Genomic DNA, 17,774 nt, shown 5'->3' on the forward strand with positions numbered 1-17,774 from the left:
AAAGATTTAAATAAATAATCTAAAATTATTTACATTTACATCAACAACCCTAACCAAAATTATATGTCAACGAAAACGATTGATGTTAAAATAAAAGAAAATTCCCGAATACCAAAATATAAGCAGATAGTTGATTCAATTATTAATGATATTTCTAGAGGAAATTTAAAGGTTGATCAAAAAATCCCTTCTATAAATGAGCTAAGTGAAAGTTGTTATCTATCGAGAGATACCGTTGAAAAGGCTTATAGACTACTAAAAAAACAGCAAATTATAATATCAGTAAAAGGAAAGGGATACTACATCGCTAAAAATGATTTGATTTCTAAGGTAAACGTGTTTTTTTTGGTTAATAAACCAAGCTCTTACAAGATGCGTATTTATAATTCTTTTGTAAATGCTCTAGGAGTTAACGGGCACGTTAATCTTTATATTTATCATTGTGAGGAGTCTCTATTTGTAAAAGCAATAGAAAAAAATATAAATGCATTTGATTATTATGTAATAATGCCACATTTTAAAGATAATAACCTAAATCATGCAAGTTACACTCCAGAAATTATAACTACATTAGAAAATATTCCTAAGGACAAATTGATACTGCTAGATAATGGAAAACCAAACATAAAAGGAATTTATGGTAGTGTTTATCAAGATTTTAGAAGTGATATTTATGAAGCCCTAAAAGAAGGCTTACAAAAACTTAAAAAATATGATAAATTAATATTGGTTTACCCACAAAAATCAGTTTTCCCCTATCCAAAAAGAATAATGCATGGATTTAGACAGTTTTGCATCGAAAATAATTTTGATTTTGAAATTCTCGATGAGATCTATGATGATATGGAACTACAAAAACTAGATGTTTATATTACTATTGAAGAAAGTGATTTAGTGAATCTGGTAAAACAAATTCGAGAAAAAAATTTAAAACTAGGAAAAGATATTGGTGTTATATCTTATAATGACACTCCTTTAAAAGAATTACTGGGTATTACTGTAATTAGCACAGACTTTAAAGCCATGGGCGAATCTGCTGCTTATATGGTACTTAAAAATAAAAAAGAAAAAGTCAAAAATGTATTCAAATATATCGAGCGCAATTCGGTCTAGCTAGTTTTAATTACCATTCTACCATAAAAGCATACTACTAAAAAACAAATTAACGGAAGTATAAAAGAGAAATTGACTTCCGGCACACCCAATATTAGGACATCTGAATAACCGGTTCCTCCAATGTCCAAAATTAATCCTTGGAGAGCTGGCATCAAGGCGCCTCCCACTATCGCCATGACCAAAAATGCAGCTCCAAATTTAGCATCTTGATCCAAACCTTCCAATGCTACACCATATATTGTTGGAAACATTATTGACATAAATAATGATATTCCTACTAGAGAATATAAGCCTATAATTCCATTTGAATAAATAGTAATAATAGTACATAATGAAGCGCCTATGGCAAAGCACATTAATAATTTGCCAGAATCCACAAACTTCATCATCGCCGTTCCAATCCAGCGACCTAAAAGAAAGAGTACAAGCGCAGCAATACCATAATTGACAGCTAAGGTATTACTTATCCCTATAGATTCTGCGTATTGGTACAAATATGTCCAAACCATTATCTGTGCTCCTACATAGAACATTTGTGCTATTACTCCCCACGTAAATTTTCCATTCTTAAATAACCTTCTAATAGATTGTTGAATATTCGACTTAGCTTCCTGATTTTTATTTTGTGGCATTTTAGTAAAGAGAATTATTAAAAAAAATGCAATGACTACCAGTCCCAATATTACATAAGGATCTCGAATTACTGCCAAATCTTCTGTACGTATATTGTTTCTTTCTGCCACCCCAAGGGTTTCATAAAGTAAGTCTCCATTTTCCGTAATATCATCACTTTTTAAAGCCGCCAGAATATAATTTTGAGCCACAATCAAACCCGCCAATGCTCCCATTGGATTAAAAGATTGCGCAAGATTCAAACGTCTTGTAGCAGTTTTGGGATCGCCCATTGCTAGGATATATGGATTGGCTGTTGTTTCTAAGAACGCTAGTCCAAATGTCAAAATATATAAGGCAGCCAAGAAAAAGTAAAACTGCTCATATGCCGCAGCCGGATAAAATAATAAAGCTCCCACCGCATAGAGCGCCAAACCGAGTAAAACTCCTTTCTTATAAGAGTAGCGATTGACAAAGATCGCTGCAGGTAAAGCCATAGTGAAATAGCCCCCATAAAATGCCAATTGCACTAAAGAGGCTCTAAAATTGTCGAGTTCTAGCACTTTTTTAAATGCAGAAACCATGGGATTAGTTATATCGTTTGCGAAACCCCATAATGCAAACAATGAAGTAACCAATATAAATGGAAGTAATACTTTTTTAGAAACAACAGGTGCCTGATTCATAATAATTATTTTAATAATGCACGATCTAGATGAACATATCCTCCATCTACGTAAATAAACTGACCGGTTGTATGACTGGATTTTTCTGAAATAATGAACATAGCCATATCAGCAATTTCCTGTGGTGTAGTCATTCGGTTTCCAAATGGTATTTTTTCTTCGATAGATTTTCTTTTCTGAGTTCCATCCTTAAGAGTATCTAACCAGTTCTGATATGCTGGGGTCATGCTTTCTGCTATAATTAATGCATTACACCTAATTTGGTACTGAATTAAATCTACGGCCCATTCTCTGGTAAGAGCTAATACGCCTCCTTTAGAAGCCGCGTACCCAGAAGTCCCTCCCTGCCCAGTTACAGCCACTTTGGAACCTATATTAAGGATGTTACCTTTATTTTTCTTTAATAACGGCAAGGCAAATTTTACAGTGGCGTAATAACTTAAAAGATTTAAATGTATTGAATTCATAAACTCCTCTATACTGGATTCCAATGAAGCACCATCATTCACACCTACATTATTAATAATCACGTCGATTCCTGAAAATTCTTCAGTAACCTTCTCTACTGAAGATTTAATTTCTTCTGGTTTAGACAAGTCAGTTTGAAAAAATCTTGCTTTAGGTATTGATTGCTGCAATTTCTTTTCATATTCCATTCCGCGCATATTCCTGTCCAAAATTATTGGAATAGCTCCCTCTTTTGCTAAGGTGAAAATTATAGTATGCCCGATACTTCCTTCTATACCAGCTCCACCAGTTACCAATACTATTTTATTTTTTAGTTTTAATTCCATAATTATAGATTATAAAATTTCACAGCATTTTCTCCCCAAAAAGCTGCTTTCTCATTTTCACCTAATCTTGAAACTGCTTTTTCAGCAATATTCATTATCTCAAGATATTCACCTGCTACAAGACAAACTGGCCAATCTGATCCAAACATTAAACGTTTGGCTCCAAAAACGTTTAAAATAACTTCTATATACGGTTCTAACTGTTTATAGGACCAGCCAACATAGTCTGCTTCAGTGATCATTCCGGAAAGTTTGCAATAAACATTCTCGAAATTTGCTATTTCCTTTATCATAGTCATCCACCCATAAATATAACCATCTTCGATATAGGGTTTGCCAATATGATCGATAACAAATTTTTGATTCGGAAATTTTCGAACAAATTCTAAAACAGCTCCTAATTGATGCGGAAATACTAATATTTCATAAATAAATCCATATTTTTCCAGCTTTGCTATCCCGTTGCAGAATTCCTTCCGAAGTAAAAAATTAGGATCCGCCTCAGCTTGTACTACATGGCGAAAACCTTTGATTTTTTGAGAAGCTGCATAATATGCAAGTCTATCCTCGATGTTATTTGCACGGAAATTAACCCAACCTATAATTCCTTTAATAAAATCATTCTCTTCAGAAAGCTGTAATAGAAAATCATTTTCTGTTTCGGTTTGATCTGCTTGCACAGCAATACAGCCTTCCACTCCATTCTCTTTGAGGAGTGGTTCTAAATCTTCAGGTAAAAAATCTTTCCGGATGCGTTTCATTTTATCATCAATCCATCCGTGCGTTTGTGCATTATATTTCCAAAAATGCTGATGTGTATCAATTATCATAAATTACTTATATTCATCGAGATCAAAAATTTTATCCATTAAAACCCATTTTTCACCATTTTTCGAAAAATCAGGTATTTTCTGGAAAGTTTTCATCAAATCTTCCCACTCCTGGACTTTAATATTTTCAGCATCCATTTGTTCCTTTTTTTTCATACTAAAACAATCTTCGGCATCGATAATCATAAATAAGCGAGTATGAATCAAAAAAATCTGCATATTCAGAATTCCAGGATTTTTAATGCTTTCAATTACATCCGGCCACACATTGTTTTTCTCATGATGAAATTTGTATTTTTTGATCAATTCCTTATTATCTTTTAGATCACATGTGAGACAATATCTTTTCATTTTATACTTAGTTAAATTCCACCATCGCTTTAATAACACCGGCTTCAGGATTTAACCAAGAGTTAAAATTCTCTATCATTTCAGTATATTTTACCTGATGGGTCACAAAAGATTTAGTTGGAAACTTCTTTAAATGATTAATTACGAACTGAAAATCTTCTAGCGTTGCATTACGACTGCACAATAGCGTAGTTTCCTTAGCATGAATTTTTGGATGTTCGTAGGTTAGTTCTCCTTTTGATAGACCAACTAATACAAATCGACCTCCATGAGACATATAATCTACTCCCGATTCTAAAGCTCTTTTGTTTCCTGTTGCGTCGAAAACAGCGCTTGCAAGGTCCCCTTTTGTTATTTCAGCAATTTTTTCTACAGGATTTTCCATTACATTAAAAGCATGCTGAACACCAATATCTTTTTTCACATATTCGAGTCGGTCATTATTTACATCTAGCGCAATCACTTCCGCACCAACAATTTGAGCCAATTTCATAAGCCCAATTCCTATAGGCCCGCATCCAATCACTACAATGACTTCTCTGGGTTTAACCGCTGCTCTTCTAATAGCATGTGCTCCAATAGCCAGTGGTTCGACGATAGCCATCTCATTAAAATCGAGACCGTGTGCTGAAATTAATAGATCATTGCTAACTGAAATAATTTCCTGCATCCCTCCATTTGTATGTACACCGAGCACCTGAATGTTTGCACAACAATTAGTTTTACCATTCCTGCAGGCAATGCATTTTCCGCAGCTCACATAAGGCATAATAATTACACGGTCTCCTTCTTTCAAATCCTGCTCATTATCACCAATTTCTAGTATTTCTGCAGCTAATTCATGCCCCAAAATTCTAGGATATTTGAAAAACGCTTGATTACCTGCAAAGGCATGTAAATCGGTACCACAAATTCCCACTCGATGAATTTTTAATAAAGCTTCTCCTTCTTTTTTCTTCGGTGCTTCCTTTTCTTTTAGCTGAAAATTATTTGGCTCCTCGCAAACTATATATTTCATTTACAATCTTTTTAGTCCTTTATCTGGATGTTAATACTAGTTGAGTTTAATCCCTCTGATCGCGCAGTTAATTTGACTAATTCCTTTTTTCCGTTAGACTGAATAATCACCAAACATTTTCCGTTAAATGCTTTTCGCTGTTTCGCTTTAAAAGATTCTAAACTGGCTTGATATCCATTGTCTACTCCAACTATTTTGCCTCCTCCGGAAACTTCAAATTTCACAAGGTTATTTGCTTTGGGTGCAAGAACTCCTGCTTTATCCAGAATATTTACCGTAACAAAAACAAGATCGTTCTTATCTGATTTCATTTCGTTTTTATCTGGTTTTAATTCTATTTGTGCAGGTTCCTCTGCCGTTTCAATTGTCTTCTCTAAAACTACCTCACCGTCTTTTCTAGAAATTGCTTTTAAGTTCCCCGGTTCATATTCTACGCTCCATGCGACATGCAAGTCATCCCCAATCTTTGATTTAATACCAAGTGATCTTCCATTTAGAAAGAGTTCTACTTCATCAGCATTATTATAATACGCCCAAACATCTATAGTTTCGCCTTTTTTCCAATTCCAATGCGGAAAAATATGCAGGACATCTTTATATGTCCATTCGCTTTGATACATGTAGTAAACATCTTTGGGAAATCCGGCCAAATCTATCATCCCGAAATATGAGCTCCTTGCCGGATAAGGATAAGGAATGGGTTCGCCCAGATAATCAAAACCAGTCCACACAAACATTCCCGCCATATGATCCAGTTTTTTAACAGTTTTCCAGGTTTCTTCATGCGTTGAACCCCAATAGGCTGAAACCTGATCGTAAGCAGAAACGGTATAATCATCGTTGCCATCAAAATCTTCACCATGTGCGGGTGGCCAGTTTCGACGTTCACCTGATGGCATATCATAGCTTCCTCTTGTCATTAAACCGGAAACACTCTCTGAAGAAATAAATTTTTGATTGGGAAACCGATTTGGTAAATCTTCATAAGCTTCATGTTTATAATTAAACCCGAGTAAATCAAGCGCTCCAGATTGCCAAACAAAATTTTTCTCTGGAATATTCTCTGTTAATGCAGAAGTAACAGGTCGTGTGGTATCAACTGACTTTACAATAGCTACTAATTCTTTAGTAATATGTACACCAGTGCTATCAAATTGCTCTCGTATTTCATTACCAATACTCCACATCATCACTGAAGGATGATTTCTATCACGATACAGCATTGCTTTTAAATCTTTTTCATACCATTTATCCCAAATAGTTTGATAGTCTTCTTTTATTTTTCCTTTTTTCCAAACATCAAAAGCTTCATCCTGAACGATGAACCCCATTTTATCACTAAGTTCGAGCATCTCTGGTGACGGCGGATTATGCGCCATTCGAATAGCATTCGTTCCCATTTTCTTGAGAAGTTTCAGTTTTCTTTCTAGCGCATAAACATTTATAGCAGCACCAAGCGCTCCATTATCATGATGGAGACAAACTCCTTTAATCTTCGTGTGCTTACCATTCAAGAAAAATCCTTTTTCAGAATCGAAATGAAATTTTCGAATTCCTAAAGGAGTTTTGACATTGTCCAATAACTTTCTATCCTGATATATAGAAGTTTCAATACTATACAAATATGGACTTTCTGTACTCCATAATTTTGGATTTGATATAGTAAAGTTCTGCCCAACATTTATCGAATCTGTAGCTGAAAGTTGAAGGTTTACTTCCTCTGATGCAATTGTTTTTCCAGACTGATCTACTACAACATTTTTTAGTTGTATTTTTTTTAGAGAATCCAGATTATTTTTAATGGTTACCTTAAAACTAACTTTAGCAGAATCTTTAGAAACAAATGGTGTACTTACAGATGTTCCCCAGTGATCAATATGAACATTGGATTTTGCAACCAAATGTACATTTCTATAAATTCCGGAACCAGTATACCAACGAGAATTTGGTTGCGCAGAATTATCTACTTTTACAGCAATTGCATTGGATTCGCCGAATTTCAAATATGGTGTAAGTTCGTATTGAAACGATATGTATCCAAAAGGTCGTTTTCCTAGATATTTTCCATTAATCCAAATTTCACTGTTTCTGTAAACTCCATCAAAAGAGATAAAAACATTTCGATTATTCCAGCTTTCTGGAACCTCAAAAGTTTTCCGATACCAACCTATGCCTGCCGGCAATGCGCCGCCTTCAGGCTTAGTAGGATGCTCTTCGCTAAATTCTCCTTCTATGCTCCAATCATGGGGCACATCCAGTTTTCTCCAATCAGCTAAGTCTATAGTATCATTCTTTGCTTCCGGATGCTCTCCTAATTGAAAATTCCAGTCGGCATTAAAATTTTGAACAATTCTACCTTCTCCTTCATTCATCTCTCGCTCTTCTTCACAGGCTGAGAAAAAGCAAAGGAGTATAAAACAAAAAATTGCTTCTTTCAATTGAATATTTTTAAAATATTGTATCATTTTTATTTTTGAATAATCTCAATTATTGAAATTCAAACGACTCCAACCACAAACCTTTCAAACTCTCTGCAGAAATTCTAATCGTATAGGTTCCTGCATTTATATATCCTCCGGTCGTGGTATTCAAGATTTTCCATTTTTCGTCACGTATTGGAAATGTGATCTGGTCGTTTCTAACTATGGCTCCGTTAGGAGCTATAATTTCAAACTTTACATCAATAGGCTTATCGCTTACGTTCATGTACCGGAAACGCATCAAATGAATTCCAGCTAGGCCGGTACTTACTTTCCATTCAATACTTGCCGGACTTTTATTTCCGAAATCTACATAATCACTGTCTTTAAAATTTTTAATGCTGTCTCCTGAAAATAATGCGGCTTCGGCTTCAAATTTAACTGAAGGGCGAGATTCTTCCCCTTCACCCATTTTATAGATCGGAACCGCAACTATTGAAAAATCGGAAATATCTTCTTTCCCAAAATTGAAAGTTTGTTTTTTATAAATAGTATCTAAATAAACATGAAAATTCTTTCCATCTGAGTTTTTTGCTTTGCCTCCAATCTTCGTGAAACTTTGCATCCAGCTTGGCTTATCCAAGGTATCAGTATCACTTAATACATAAACACTTGAAGTTTCTTTAAGTTCGAAAAATCCTGAAAGATTTGAGTTTTCAGAAGAAAAACTTATCCATTCGGCTCCAAAAAACTGATATGGCAATTCTGTCCACTCCGTATCTGAGTCGGTGTATTGTTTTTGCCCAATATCCATCCAGGTTTTCTTTTGAGCGTTTTCTGAAGTAATATTCTGAAAATTACCGGCTGAGGGTTTTGCCGGAGTTTGCTCCTCTCCTCTAATAGCTATCGCTGAAATCACAGCCTGCCCAGAAGTTACTTTTGGAAAAGAAATAACCATCTCTCCATTTTTAACAGTAGCCGATACTGTTTTTTTAAGAGCCGAATCATGACCCGCTTCTTTCCAGATATCTAAACCTTTTAAAACGGTATTGTCATTTATAGCTACATCAAAATTACGCCAGTTTGTACAATTTAGTCCACCTCCTGTACCATACCAGGGTTCGATAAAATATAAATCAACTTCATAATTGCCATTCTCAATAGGAAATTCATATTTCAGTTTATCCATTCCAAAACGAAAGGTTTGAAACAACTCCCAGTTTTTAGTATTGGAAATAGGATCCCAGGTTCTACGCTGACTCGCATAAAAAGCGGGTAGATCTTCAAAATCATCTGTCCATGATTTCGAACCCCAGCTTTTATTTTCGGTTTTGTGAACATCGGCCATCCAGGTATTTCCAAAACTATCGGTAAACTCTGGTCCCCCGGCATTTACCCGGTACACATAATTACCTTCTGCAGGTTCTAGAACTTCCTTTCCGCTATATAACTGTCGAAAATTTGGTGATTCGGGTAAATTATTCAGAACAATAACATCGGTTGCGACTTCTTTTCCATTCACAAAACCTCTGGCCTTCAAAATATTATAATGAATATCCACATCGTCCCATTGAAAATGTTTTCCCACTCCCGGATTTTTTCTTTTGCCTAAAGATTTACCGGTAACATCATTGAATAATTCGACCTCATCACAATTGGAGTATACCACGATGCCATCCTTTTTACCGGCTTCCTTCCATCGATCTGGCCAGGAATGTGACACGATATATACCATGGGCTCGGTTTCCTTCGGAGCATAATTTCCGCGATACATGTAATAAGTATCAACTGGTTCACTCCAAACGGTAAAGAAACCTTTATAATTAACTGGTCCTACTCTGTCGATATCTCTAAAAGCTTCCCCATTTTGGATTCTTCCGGGATTTTCATGAGAAGCAAATAACCAACTGTACTGTCCAACCACACTATCACGAACTTCTTCAGCCTCGTGCATTTTTATCTCCATAAGCTGGGAAAACCTATTTTCACTGTATTCGCCATCCTGATCGAATGGACCTTCGGTATGCAAATCAGTCGTTCTCCAGGCTCCATATTCGCCATTTAACAGATCTTTTTTCAACTCGTTAGCATAATTAAAAGGATCGCCTCCATAGGTTCCTGACCAGTTTTGGATCACATTCCAATCGGTTCCCTCACCACCGTTACAGGTGGTTACCAGGCGTTGCTCGGAAGAAGTAGGATCCATTTCCCTGATTATCGCCGTGCATTCTTCAGCAAATTCCTTCGGAATCGTACTTTCATTCTGAAGTCCCCACATAATAATCGATGGACTATTTCTGCGTTCTTTAATCCACTCCCGTAATAACCGCTTAAAGTTTTCTTTAAATTCCGGTGCATCATACCAGATATGAGCTGAAAACTGGCTCCAGAATAAAATCCCTTCCTTGTCCCAGTGTTCCTGATATCTTAAATTATGTGGCTGGTGCGCCTCCCGAAAAGCATTAAATCCGCCGGAGATCATCTGGCTAACCCTGGCGCCAATCATTTCTTCAGTAAAGGAATGACTGCGCCCCATGTTATGCTCATACTCGCAGGTACCATTAATGAAATAAGGTTTTCCGTTAAGGTGAAAACGCATATCACCATCATTCCGGTTTTGAGGATAACTAATCCATCGTATTCCATAAGGAGTTTCTAACCGATCTACAATTTGTTTATTCTGCTTAATTATTGTTATTAAATTATAGAGATAAGGATTTTCCGGAGACCAAAGATCTGGGTTTTGTATAACCGGAAGTTGCTGCTTAAACCTTTTCGTATCTTGCTTATTTAAGGAAACAAGTTTTGTAGCTTTGGCGACAATTTTGCCATTATGATCTTGAAGTTGATTTTCTATTTCAATACTCTCATTAATCTTTTCTCCATAATTTTTAAGTTCAGTTTCTACATATAGTTGAGCACTTTCTTTAGAAATATTCTTATCATTCCAGATATGAACACCAAAAGGCTCAATTTTAATATCGTTGGTAACAATTAAAGAAACCGGCCTAAAAATTCCCAGTGGCTGTGAGCCTTCAGAAAATCCCCATTCGCCCGAACAGCCTCCACAAACCCAGGGTAAATCGGCTATAAATGGCGGATGTTCTGCTTTTACGGTGATGGTATTTTGTCGTTCAAAATCTATAGCATCTGTAATATCCAGTGTGAATGTGGTTCGTCCTCCTTTATGACTTCCTACCTTTTTTCCGTTTACCCACACCGTCGCATAAGAACCAACCCCTTCAAAAAATAGAAAATGACGTTTACCCTTAAGCTTAGGATCTAATTTTAATTCTTTACGATACCAGGCATTTCCATGCAAGTTGCCATGTTTCATGCGGCGATACCCGTAATACTGATCCCAATTGTGAGGAACAGTAATCGGCTCCCAGGAGGAATCATCAAAATTTGATTTTTCAATATTTATAGTATCCTTTAGTAAATCTGAATCTTCGCGGATTGTTCTCCAATTTTCGTTTAATGAGATAATGCTTCTAGAGAATTCGGTAAATTCCTTTCTATTATCATCAGCGGCGTTCAAATTCTGATCGCCGGTTTTGCAGGAAAAAACCGAAAGAACTATAAAACTTACTATAAATAGTCTTTTTGTCATAAAATCACTCAAATTCAGCAACCATAATTGCTATTCTGCATCGTTACCCTGAAAAATCTTCTTTAAATATTTCACATTCGCTCCATAATTGGCTTTAACATTATGAACCATAGAGGTATCCCGGGAACGCTCCACGATAAGCCAGCCTTTCCAATACATGTTATCGAGGGTTTCTTTAATCTTCGGAATATCCAACTGATTGTTATTTTCCAGCCATTCCCCGTCTGTTGTGGAAGCGTGAATTTGTGCAATATTGTCTCTCCCCAGTGTTTTTAATTCTTCAGAAATATCCCAACCATTTTCTACAGCCTTGGCAAAATTGAATGATACTTTAATATTATGATTTCCAATCTCTTCCAACAGCTTTTTTTCTTCTGAAGCTTTTAAAGAAGTTTCAATGGCTATCACGCCATCAATATCATTCACCTGTTCTGCTGCCCAGCGCAAACGTTTCACGATTTCTGGACGCAGCTCTGGATGTTTATTCAAATTGTTTGTAACTCCAAGCGGTAAATAAGCCACTGGAACATTCATGTTTTTCATGGTTTCCATGCAATCTCCTACCATTTGCTTCACGGTAGGACGTTCGGCGAAAGACTGCGCGTAAAATCCAGACATAGCAATTGCGGCAATTTCTACCCCGGTAGAATCAGATGTATTCAAGAATTTTTCTCGCTCTTCAGGATCACTCAATTTGCTCTCAAACGTATCCCGATTACCCAGGCTACCCATATCCAGCTCAATCCCATCAGCACCAATTTCCTGTGCCAGTTCAAAAGCGCTTAGTTTTTGTCTTTTCAAAATCATCCAGTCTGAAACCCCAATTTTATAACGTTCTGCGACCGGGCCAGGCCATTGCCCATTTTCAATAGGAAAAGTCACCAGTTTTTTAGGATCAATTTTCACATATTTAATACGTTGCCTTCTCCAGGTATAAACGGCATGAAGCATCCCATCTGAACCCTGGATAATGGCAGGATAGGAATACTGACTAATTTTAGAATCTTCCAAAACCAAGGCTGCTTCCCAGTTAATCCCATCTTCTGAAATTGCTAAATTTAGCGGGGAACGCTTCCCTTTATAATTATCACCGTCTGGAAGAACATGATTATATATTAAAGCATGTTTTCCATTTTTCATGGTGACCGCATCTGTTCCTGAATTATTGTTGGGAACAGAAAGCAAATCTACCTCAGACCAGCTTTCACCGTTATCTTCAGACCAAGTGGTAAACAGAGCTCTATTTTTGGTTCGTCCTATTGCCTGTAATTTTCCGTCTTCGTGAACTAATATACTTGGTTGTATTGCTTGAATATCTTTTTTACCGTTAGGGATGGTATCTGTTGTATACCAGGTTTTACCAAAATCTGAAGTAGATTCCATTTTTAAATTCCATCCATTACCTTCCACACTTGATGGCAGAATTAATTTGCCATTTTTCGCTAAAACCGGCTTGTTTTTGATCGGGCCTAAATAACCTTCAGGTAATTCTTCGGCTTCAGACCATGTTTCTCCACCATCTGATGATCTTTTCAGCATTCCCCACCAGGAGGATGGGTGTGGTCCTACTTTATAAAACAACAATAGATCTCCATCTGGCACCTGGTACAAAACAGGGTTCCAGCTAGGATATCTCAACGTATCATTAATCACTCCATTAGCTACCTCAACACCTTCGGTCCAACCATTATCTGTACGCTTACTTACCCATATTCCTACGTCTGGATTACGCTCGTGAGTACCACCAAACCAGGCCGCGATAAGATCCCCTGATGTAGTTTCTTCAATCGTGGCTGCATGGGCAGATAGATAAGGCGCTGTTTTATAAATATATTCTTCGGAAACTATTCCTTCTTTCCAGGTTTTATCTTCTAGCTCAATTTTTTCATTTTTTGCCATATCCTTCCCTTTTTCCTGATCCTGACAGGAAACAGCAAGAATTACTATTAATACGGTTATCAATAATTGGTAAGTTCTCATATCTTTTTTACTGAAATTCTTTTAGTTAATCTTGATCGTATATTCGCCTGATAATAGTTCAAAAATAACGTGTTCTTCGTGTGTCGAAACGTTTTCGGCCAAACTTTCAAGTTGCTTATTATTAAGCTTTACATTGGATATTTTTGAAGCAGGAACTTTAATTTTTGCGGAAGTATTCGGTGGAATGGTAATTTCCCAATTCAGTTTTTTTCCACTTTTTTTCCAGTGGCTTTTTATTTCACCGTAACTGGAATCGTAAGAGGCATCAACATAATCCAAACCGGCATCAAAATGTGGTTCCATTAATATCTTTTTAAAACCTGCATTTTCGGGATCAGATTTTATTCCGGCCATATCTTCATAATACCAGATCATAAGGTCACCAAGCAACATTACGTGGTTCTGAGAATTCATTTCTGGATCGGCGGTATTACCATTCCATAGTTCCCAAATGGTTGTTGCACCATTTTCAGCCATATACCCCCAACTTGGATAGGTGTTATTACTCGCTAATGTAAATGCCAGATCTGGTCTACCAAATTCGGTAAGCGTGCGCATTAAAAACTGAGTTCCCACTACTCCTGTACTTATATGACTGTCTTTATTCACTTCGATTTCGTGAGTCATATTTTCGAAAACCTGCTGCTCATGCTCTTTTGGAACCATCCCAAAAGCCAATGGAAGCACATTGGCGGTCACTGTATTATTAGCATAAACCAATTTTGATTTATCCAGGTATTTTTCATTAAATGCTTTTTTTACTCTTTCTGATAGATCCTGGTAGTAAGCAATATCTTGTTTATCAGCATCGATAAGTCCTGCAAATTTCTCCATCAAATTCAGCAGGTAAAAGTAAAAAGCACTAGAGAGCACATCGCCATCGGTTAGCAGTTCTGGATCTTTTGCGCGAATGATCTCCAGAGATTCTGGAGGAACACACCAATCACCATATTTATCTTTAGTCATTAAGTCATCCTTAAGGTAATTAGCCTCCATATACTTTATCCATTTTTTTATATATGGATAATGCTTTTCGATTCCAGAAAGATCATCATACTGCCTATATAGCATATCGGCCACGGTAATATACGTTCCCTGCCAGGTTACGCCATCACCGTAATATCTCCAAAATGCCGGAGCCACATCGGGAATACCACCATCTAAGGTTTGTGAATACTTAATATCGTCCAGCCATTTTGAATAAAGGGTCTGGTGGTCAAATAGAAAACTTTCACCGTAAGCTCCGGTAGTTCGATCACCCAACCAGGGCTGTCGCTCATTCCGCTGTGGGCAATCAATTGGCATACCTTTATAATTTCCGCGAATTCCCCAATAAGCATTTTTGTAAACTTGGTTCATTACTGGATTAGAAGATTCAAATGCACCCACCGTTTTCATATCATCATATACAACCTTACCTATGAAATTTTCAATTTTGGGCTTGGACTTTAATCCGGTGATTTTTACAAAACGAAAACCATGATAAACAAATTTTGGCTCCCAAGTTTCGGTTCTTTCCCCTTTTAAAATATAGCGATCGGTTACTTTTGCATCCCGAAGATTTGCCGTATACAAAGAGCCATCTTCTTTAAGAGATTCAGCAAACTTCATTTTTATGGTATCACCACGTTCACCATTCACTTTTATCTGTAACCAGCCTACCATGTTTTGTCCCATATCGAGTATGTAGCTGTCATCTTTCTGTTTTACAGAAATCGGCATCACGGTGTCTTTTACTTTCATATTTGGAGTCATCTGGCCTTCGTAAAACCCACCTGGCTCCTGAACCCACATTAAATTCATCCAGTCTGAATCGTCAAACCCAACCGTATTCCAATCAGGAATTTCCATACGCGCGTCGTAGGTTTCTCCATCATATTCATTATTGGCGCGAATTGGACCGTTTGCGGTAAACTTCCAGCTTTCATCGGTTTTTATAGTTTCAGAAGTACCATCTTCATACTCCACGACTAGTTGTAATGCCATCTTCGGAAAACCGAAATTCTTTATTTTATATGGCTTATATTCCTGCCGCATCGCAAAGTATCGACCGTTCCCCAGGATAGTTCCTATGACATTTTGACCTTCGGAAAGTTCTTTAGTCACATCAAAGACATTGTATTTTACATTTTTGGTATAATCAGTAGGAACAGGAGCCAATACCTGGTCTCCAATTTGATTACCGTTGATGTATAGCTCATAAAGTCCCATTCCCATCAGGTATATTTTGGCCTCTTTTACCGGTTTTTCAAGTTCAATATTCTTCCTCACATATCTTGCGGATAGTCTGGAAAACTGGCCTACGCTATCTCCCGGAAAAAGCTGATTGTAACCAATCCAGCGTGTAGATTTCCATTCGGCATAAGTTAAGATACCCATGCTCCAATAATTCGTTTCACTCCAATCAGACTCACCTTTATTGGTCCATATCTTTACTTTCCAGAAAGCTTTGTCTTTACTGTCCAGCTCTTTGCCATTATATTTAACATTGATGGATTGATCGCTGTTCACCTTTCCCGAATTCCAAAGATCTGCTTCATCATTTTGCAATTTTTCTCTGCTGGAGGCCACCATGATGTGATAAGCTTCCTGCATTACCTGCGATTTTTCGGTTTCAATTTTCCAGCTAAGCCGTGGTTGGACTACATCAATTCCCAAAGGGTTTTCGAGCATTTCGCATTCCAGTTCCTGCAGATTTATTCCGCTTTGTGCGAAAACGAATCCTGAACTTAAAATAACTGTTATTAGTGTTAAAATCCTTTTCATGGTCTCTCTCCTTTTATTCTGAAACTATTCGTTCTAGACCGTCCGCGGAAGCTATCTCATTTCCGTTTCTGAAAATCTTAAAGCCTTTTCCTTTGTTGTATCGCTCCCCGGTTTTATCCCACAAAATGGTAAGAATATCACCATGGTATAACACATTATCCAGGCAGAAATACTCCCACTGGTCTTCCGTAATTAGCGGATTTACTTCAATTTTATCATCTGCACGGGGACGCAAACCAACTAACCCGGTAATGAGCAAGTCGTTGAACGTAGAATGATTATAATAACGGCTTCTTTCCCGATCGCCCATTAGCCAGTAACCGGTAGATTCATCAAGATATTCACCAATATAAGGCCGGCCACGATAATATTGAGATTCCACATATAAGTCCATTAACTGATAATAATCCTCTTTCTGAATAATGTCCTGATTGTAATTGTTCATGAAATTTGCCAGCGCAGTCATTGTTTGTGAAGTGGCGAAAGGCCAGACCGCTCCATCCCATTCACAAGTCCCGGTACCGTGGGTTCTAAATCGCGGACTCCTTTGTTCTGCGGTGGTCAACCCGAAAGGCGCCAGAAATCCTTCTTCATTCTTTACCTGTTTCCAGGCTTCGTTGTATTCTGCATTCTCATCAGGAAGATTGAAATACCATGGTATGTAACCTATTGCTTCACGCACGTTGGCACAGGTATCACTTTCAGTAAATGTTTCAAAAAATTGATCTTTTGGATTCCACAATTTTTCCTCTACCAGCTTTTTCAACGTATCTGCTTTTTTATCGAAACGTTGTGCGAGTTCTTTATCACCATTCATACGAGCCATTTCCGAGAGTGCCTTTGCATTACCGTACATATAGCTATTGATGGTTGGACGAGCATTTTTAATATGCCGGCCACCACTTAATGATTCTTCCATTCCGTCTTTAACGTCATATTGCCAGAAAAGCCCGTCTTCCCTTCTTCGATCTCCTTCCCAGGCTTCATATTCTTCTACCAGATCTGGAAACATATCCATCAAATAATCCTTATTCTGGTCTACCAGGTATTTATCGTAAAGACTTTCTGCCGTCCAACTGCTGAAGGATCGCAATTTTTCCATGTTTTCACCATCATTTCCACGAAACCATACATGCACATTCTCATCAATATAATCTCGATTATGTAACCATCTGAATTCATGAATGTGATGACTCAACGCACAGCTTATTAAATTCCATTTATCCGAATAAGAGCGCTCCACAAGGAATTCGGTGATCGCGTAGCCTTCAGGGGTTTCTTTAATATGCTTCCTGGCCGTCCACCAACGATAATAGAACATTTCCTCGAAGCTCTTTTGTGAAGTTTCAAACAGCGGAATATTTTCCTGCATCCAATTCCACGAACTGTCGTTTGAAATGGCCTGGACGATATTTTCACCCTCCATACTGTTGAATTTATCAGCATATTCCTTAAAATTCTCAGCTTTTAGAATAAATGCTTTTGAAGATTTTCCTTCTACATCATCATTTCCATTTTGAGAATTGCAGGAAACTTGCATGGTAAAAATGGCAGTGAGTATATATATTTTTAGATAATTCAGATTCAT

Annotated in this window: 11 protein-coding genes; 1 reads left to right on the plus strand and 10 read right to left on the minus strand. The window is 37.1% G+C overall.

Features of this window, described 5'->3' with window-relative positions:
- Positions 1-63 precede the first annotated feature (63 nt).
- A complete protein-coding gene (locus tag PBT91_RS12090; RefSeq protein ID WP_270058721.1) occupies positions 64-1,113 on the plus strand; it encodes a GntR family transcriptional regulator in 1,050 nt (349 codons plus the stop codon).
- Here the strand turns inward: PBT91_RS12090 and fucP are convergent.
- Genes fucP through PBT91_RS12140 form a run of 10 tightly spaced genes read right to left on the minus strand, consistent with a single transcriptional unit; the run spans position 1,110 to position 17,774 of the window.
- Positions 1,110-2,414 carry an L-fucose:H+ symporter permease gene (fucP, locus tag PBT91_RS12095; RefSeq protein WP_270058722.1) on the minus strand — a complete coding sequence of 435 codons (1,305 nt, stop codon included), beginning with the start codon at positions 2,412-2,414 and terminating at the stop codon, positions 1,110-1,112. The two genes, PBT91_RS12090 and fucP, sit on opposite strands and share 4 nt — an antisense overlap.
- A gap of 5 nt (positions 2,415-2,419) precedes the next feature.
- Positions 2,420-3,208, minus strand: a complete 789-nt coding sequence (locus PBT91_RS12100; protein ID WP_270058723.1) for an SDR family oxidoreductase — start codon at positions 3,206-3,208, stop codon at positions 2,420-2,422.
- A 2-nt stretch (positions 3,209-3,210) separates the two neighbouring features.
- Entirely contained in the window at positions 3,211-4,038 is an 828-nt protein-coding gene (locus PBT91_RS12105) for an amidohydrolase family protein (protein ID WP_270058724.1), read from the minus strand.
- 3 nt (positions 4,039-4,041) lie between these two features.
- Complete coding sequence (locus PBT91_RS12110; RefSeq protein WP_270058725.1) at positions 4,042-4,389, minus strand: L-rhamnose mutarotase; 348 nt, start codon at positions 4,387-4,389, stop codon at positions 4,042-4,044.
- 7 nt (positions 4,390-4,396) lie between these two features.
- On the minus strand, positions 4,397-5,407 hold the full coding sequence (locus PBT91_RS12115; protein ID WP_270058726.1) for a zinc-binding alcohol dehydrogenase family protein: 1,011 nt from the start codon (positions 5,405-5,407) through the stop codon (positions 4,397-4,399).
- 11 nt (positions 5,408-5,418) lie between these two features.
- Positions 5,419-7,872 (minus strand): beta-galactosidase GalB, encoded by a 2,454-nt coding sequence (gene galB, locus PBT91_RS12120; RefSeq protein WP_270058727.1) that lies wholly within the window; start codon positions 7,870-7,872, stop codon positions 5,419-5,421.
- A 22-nt stretch (positions 7,873-7,894) separates the two neighbouring features.
- A complete protein-coding gene (locus PBT91_RS12125; protein ID WP_270058728.1) occupies positions 7,895-11,440 on the minus strand; it encodes a malectin domain-containing carbohydrate-binding protein in 3,546 nt (1,181 codons plus the stop codon).
- Between the two features lie 30 nt (positions 11,441-11,470).
- A complete protein-coding gene (locus PBT91_RS12130) occupies positions 11,471-13,420 on the minus strand; it encodes an exo-alpha-sialidase (protein WP_270058729.1) in 1,950 nt (649 codons plus the stop codon).
- 21 nt (positions 13,421-13,441) lie between these two features.
- A complete protein-coding gene (locus PBT91_RS12135; protein ID WP_270058730.1) occupies positions 13,442-16,186 on the minus strand; it encodes an alpha-L-rhamnosidase in 2,745 nt (914 codons plus the stop codon).
- 13 nt (positions 16,187-16,199) lie between these two features.
- Entirely contained in the window at positions 16,200-17,774 is a 1,575-nt protein-coding gene (locus PBT91_RS12140; protein WP_270058731.1) for an MGH1-like glycoside hydrolase domain-containing protein, read from the minus strand.

The organism is Zunongwangia sp. HGR-M22, assembly GCF_027594425.1.
Classification (GTDB): domain Bacteria; phylum Bacteroidota; class Bacteroidia; order Flavobacteriales; family Flavobacteriaceae; genus Zunongwangia.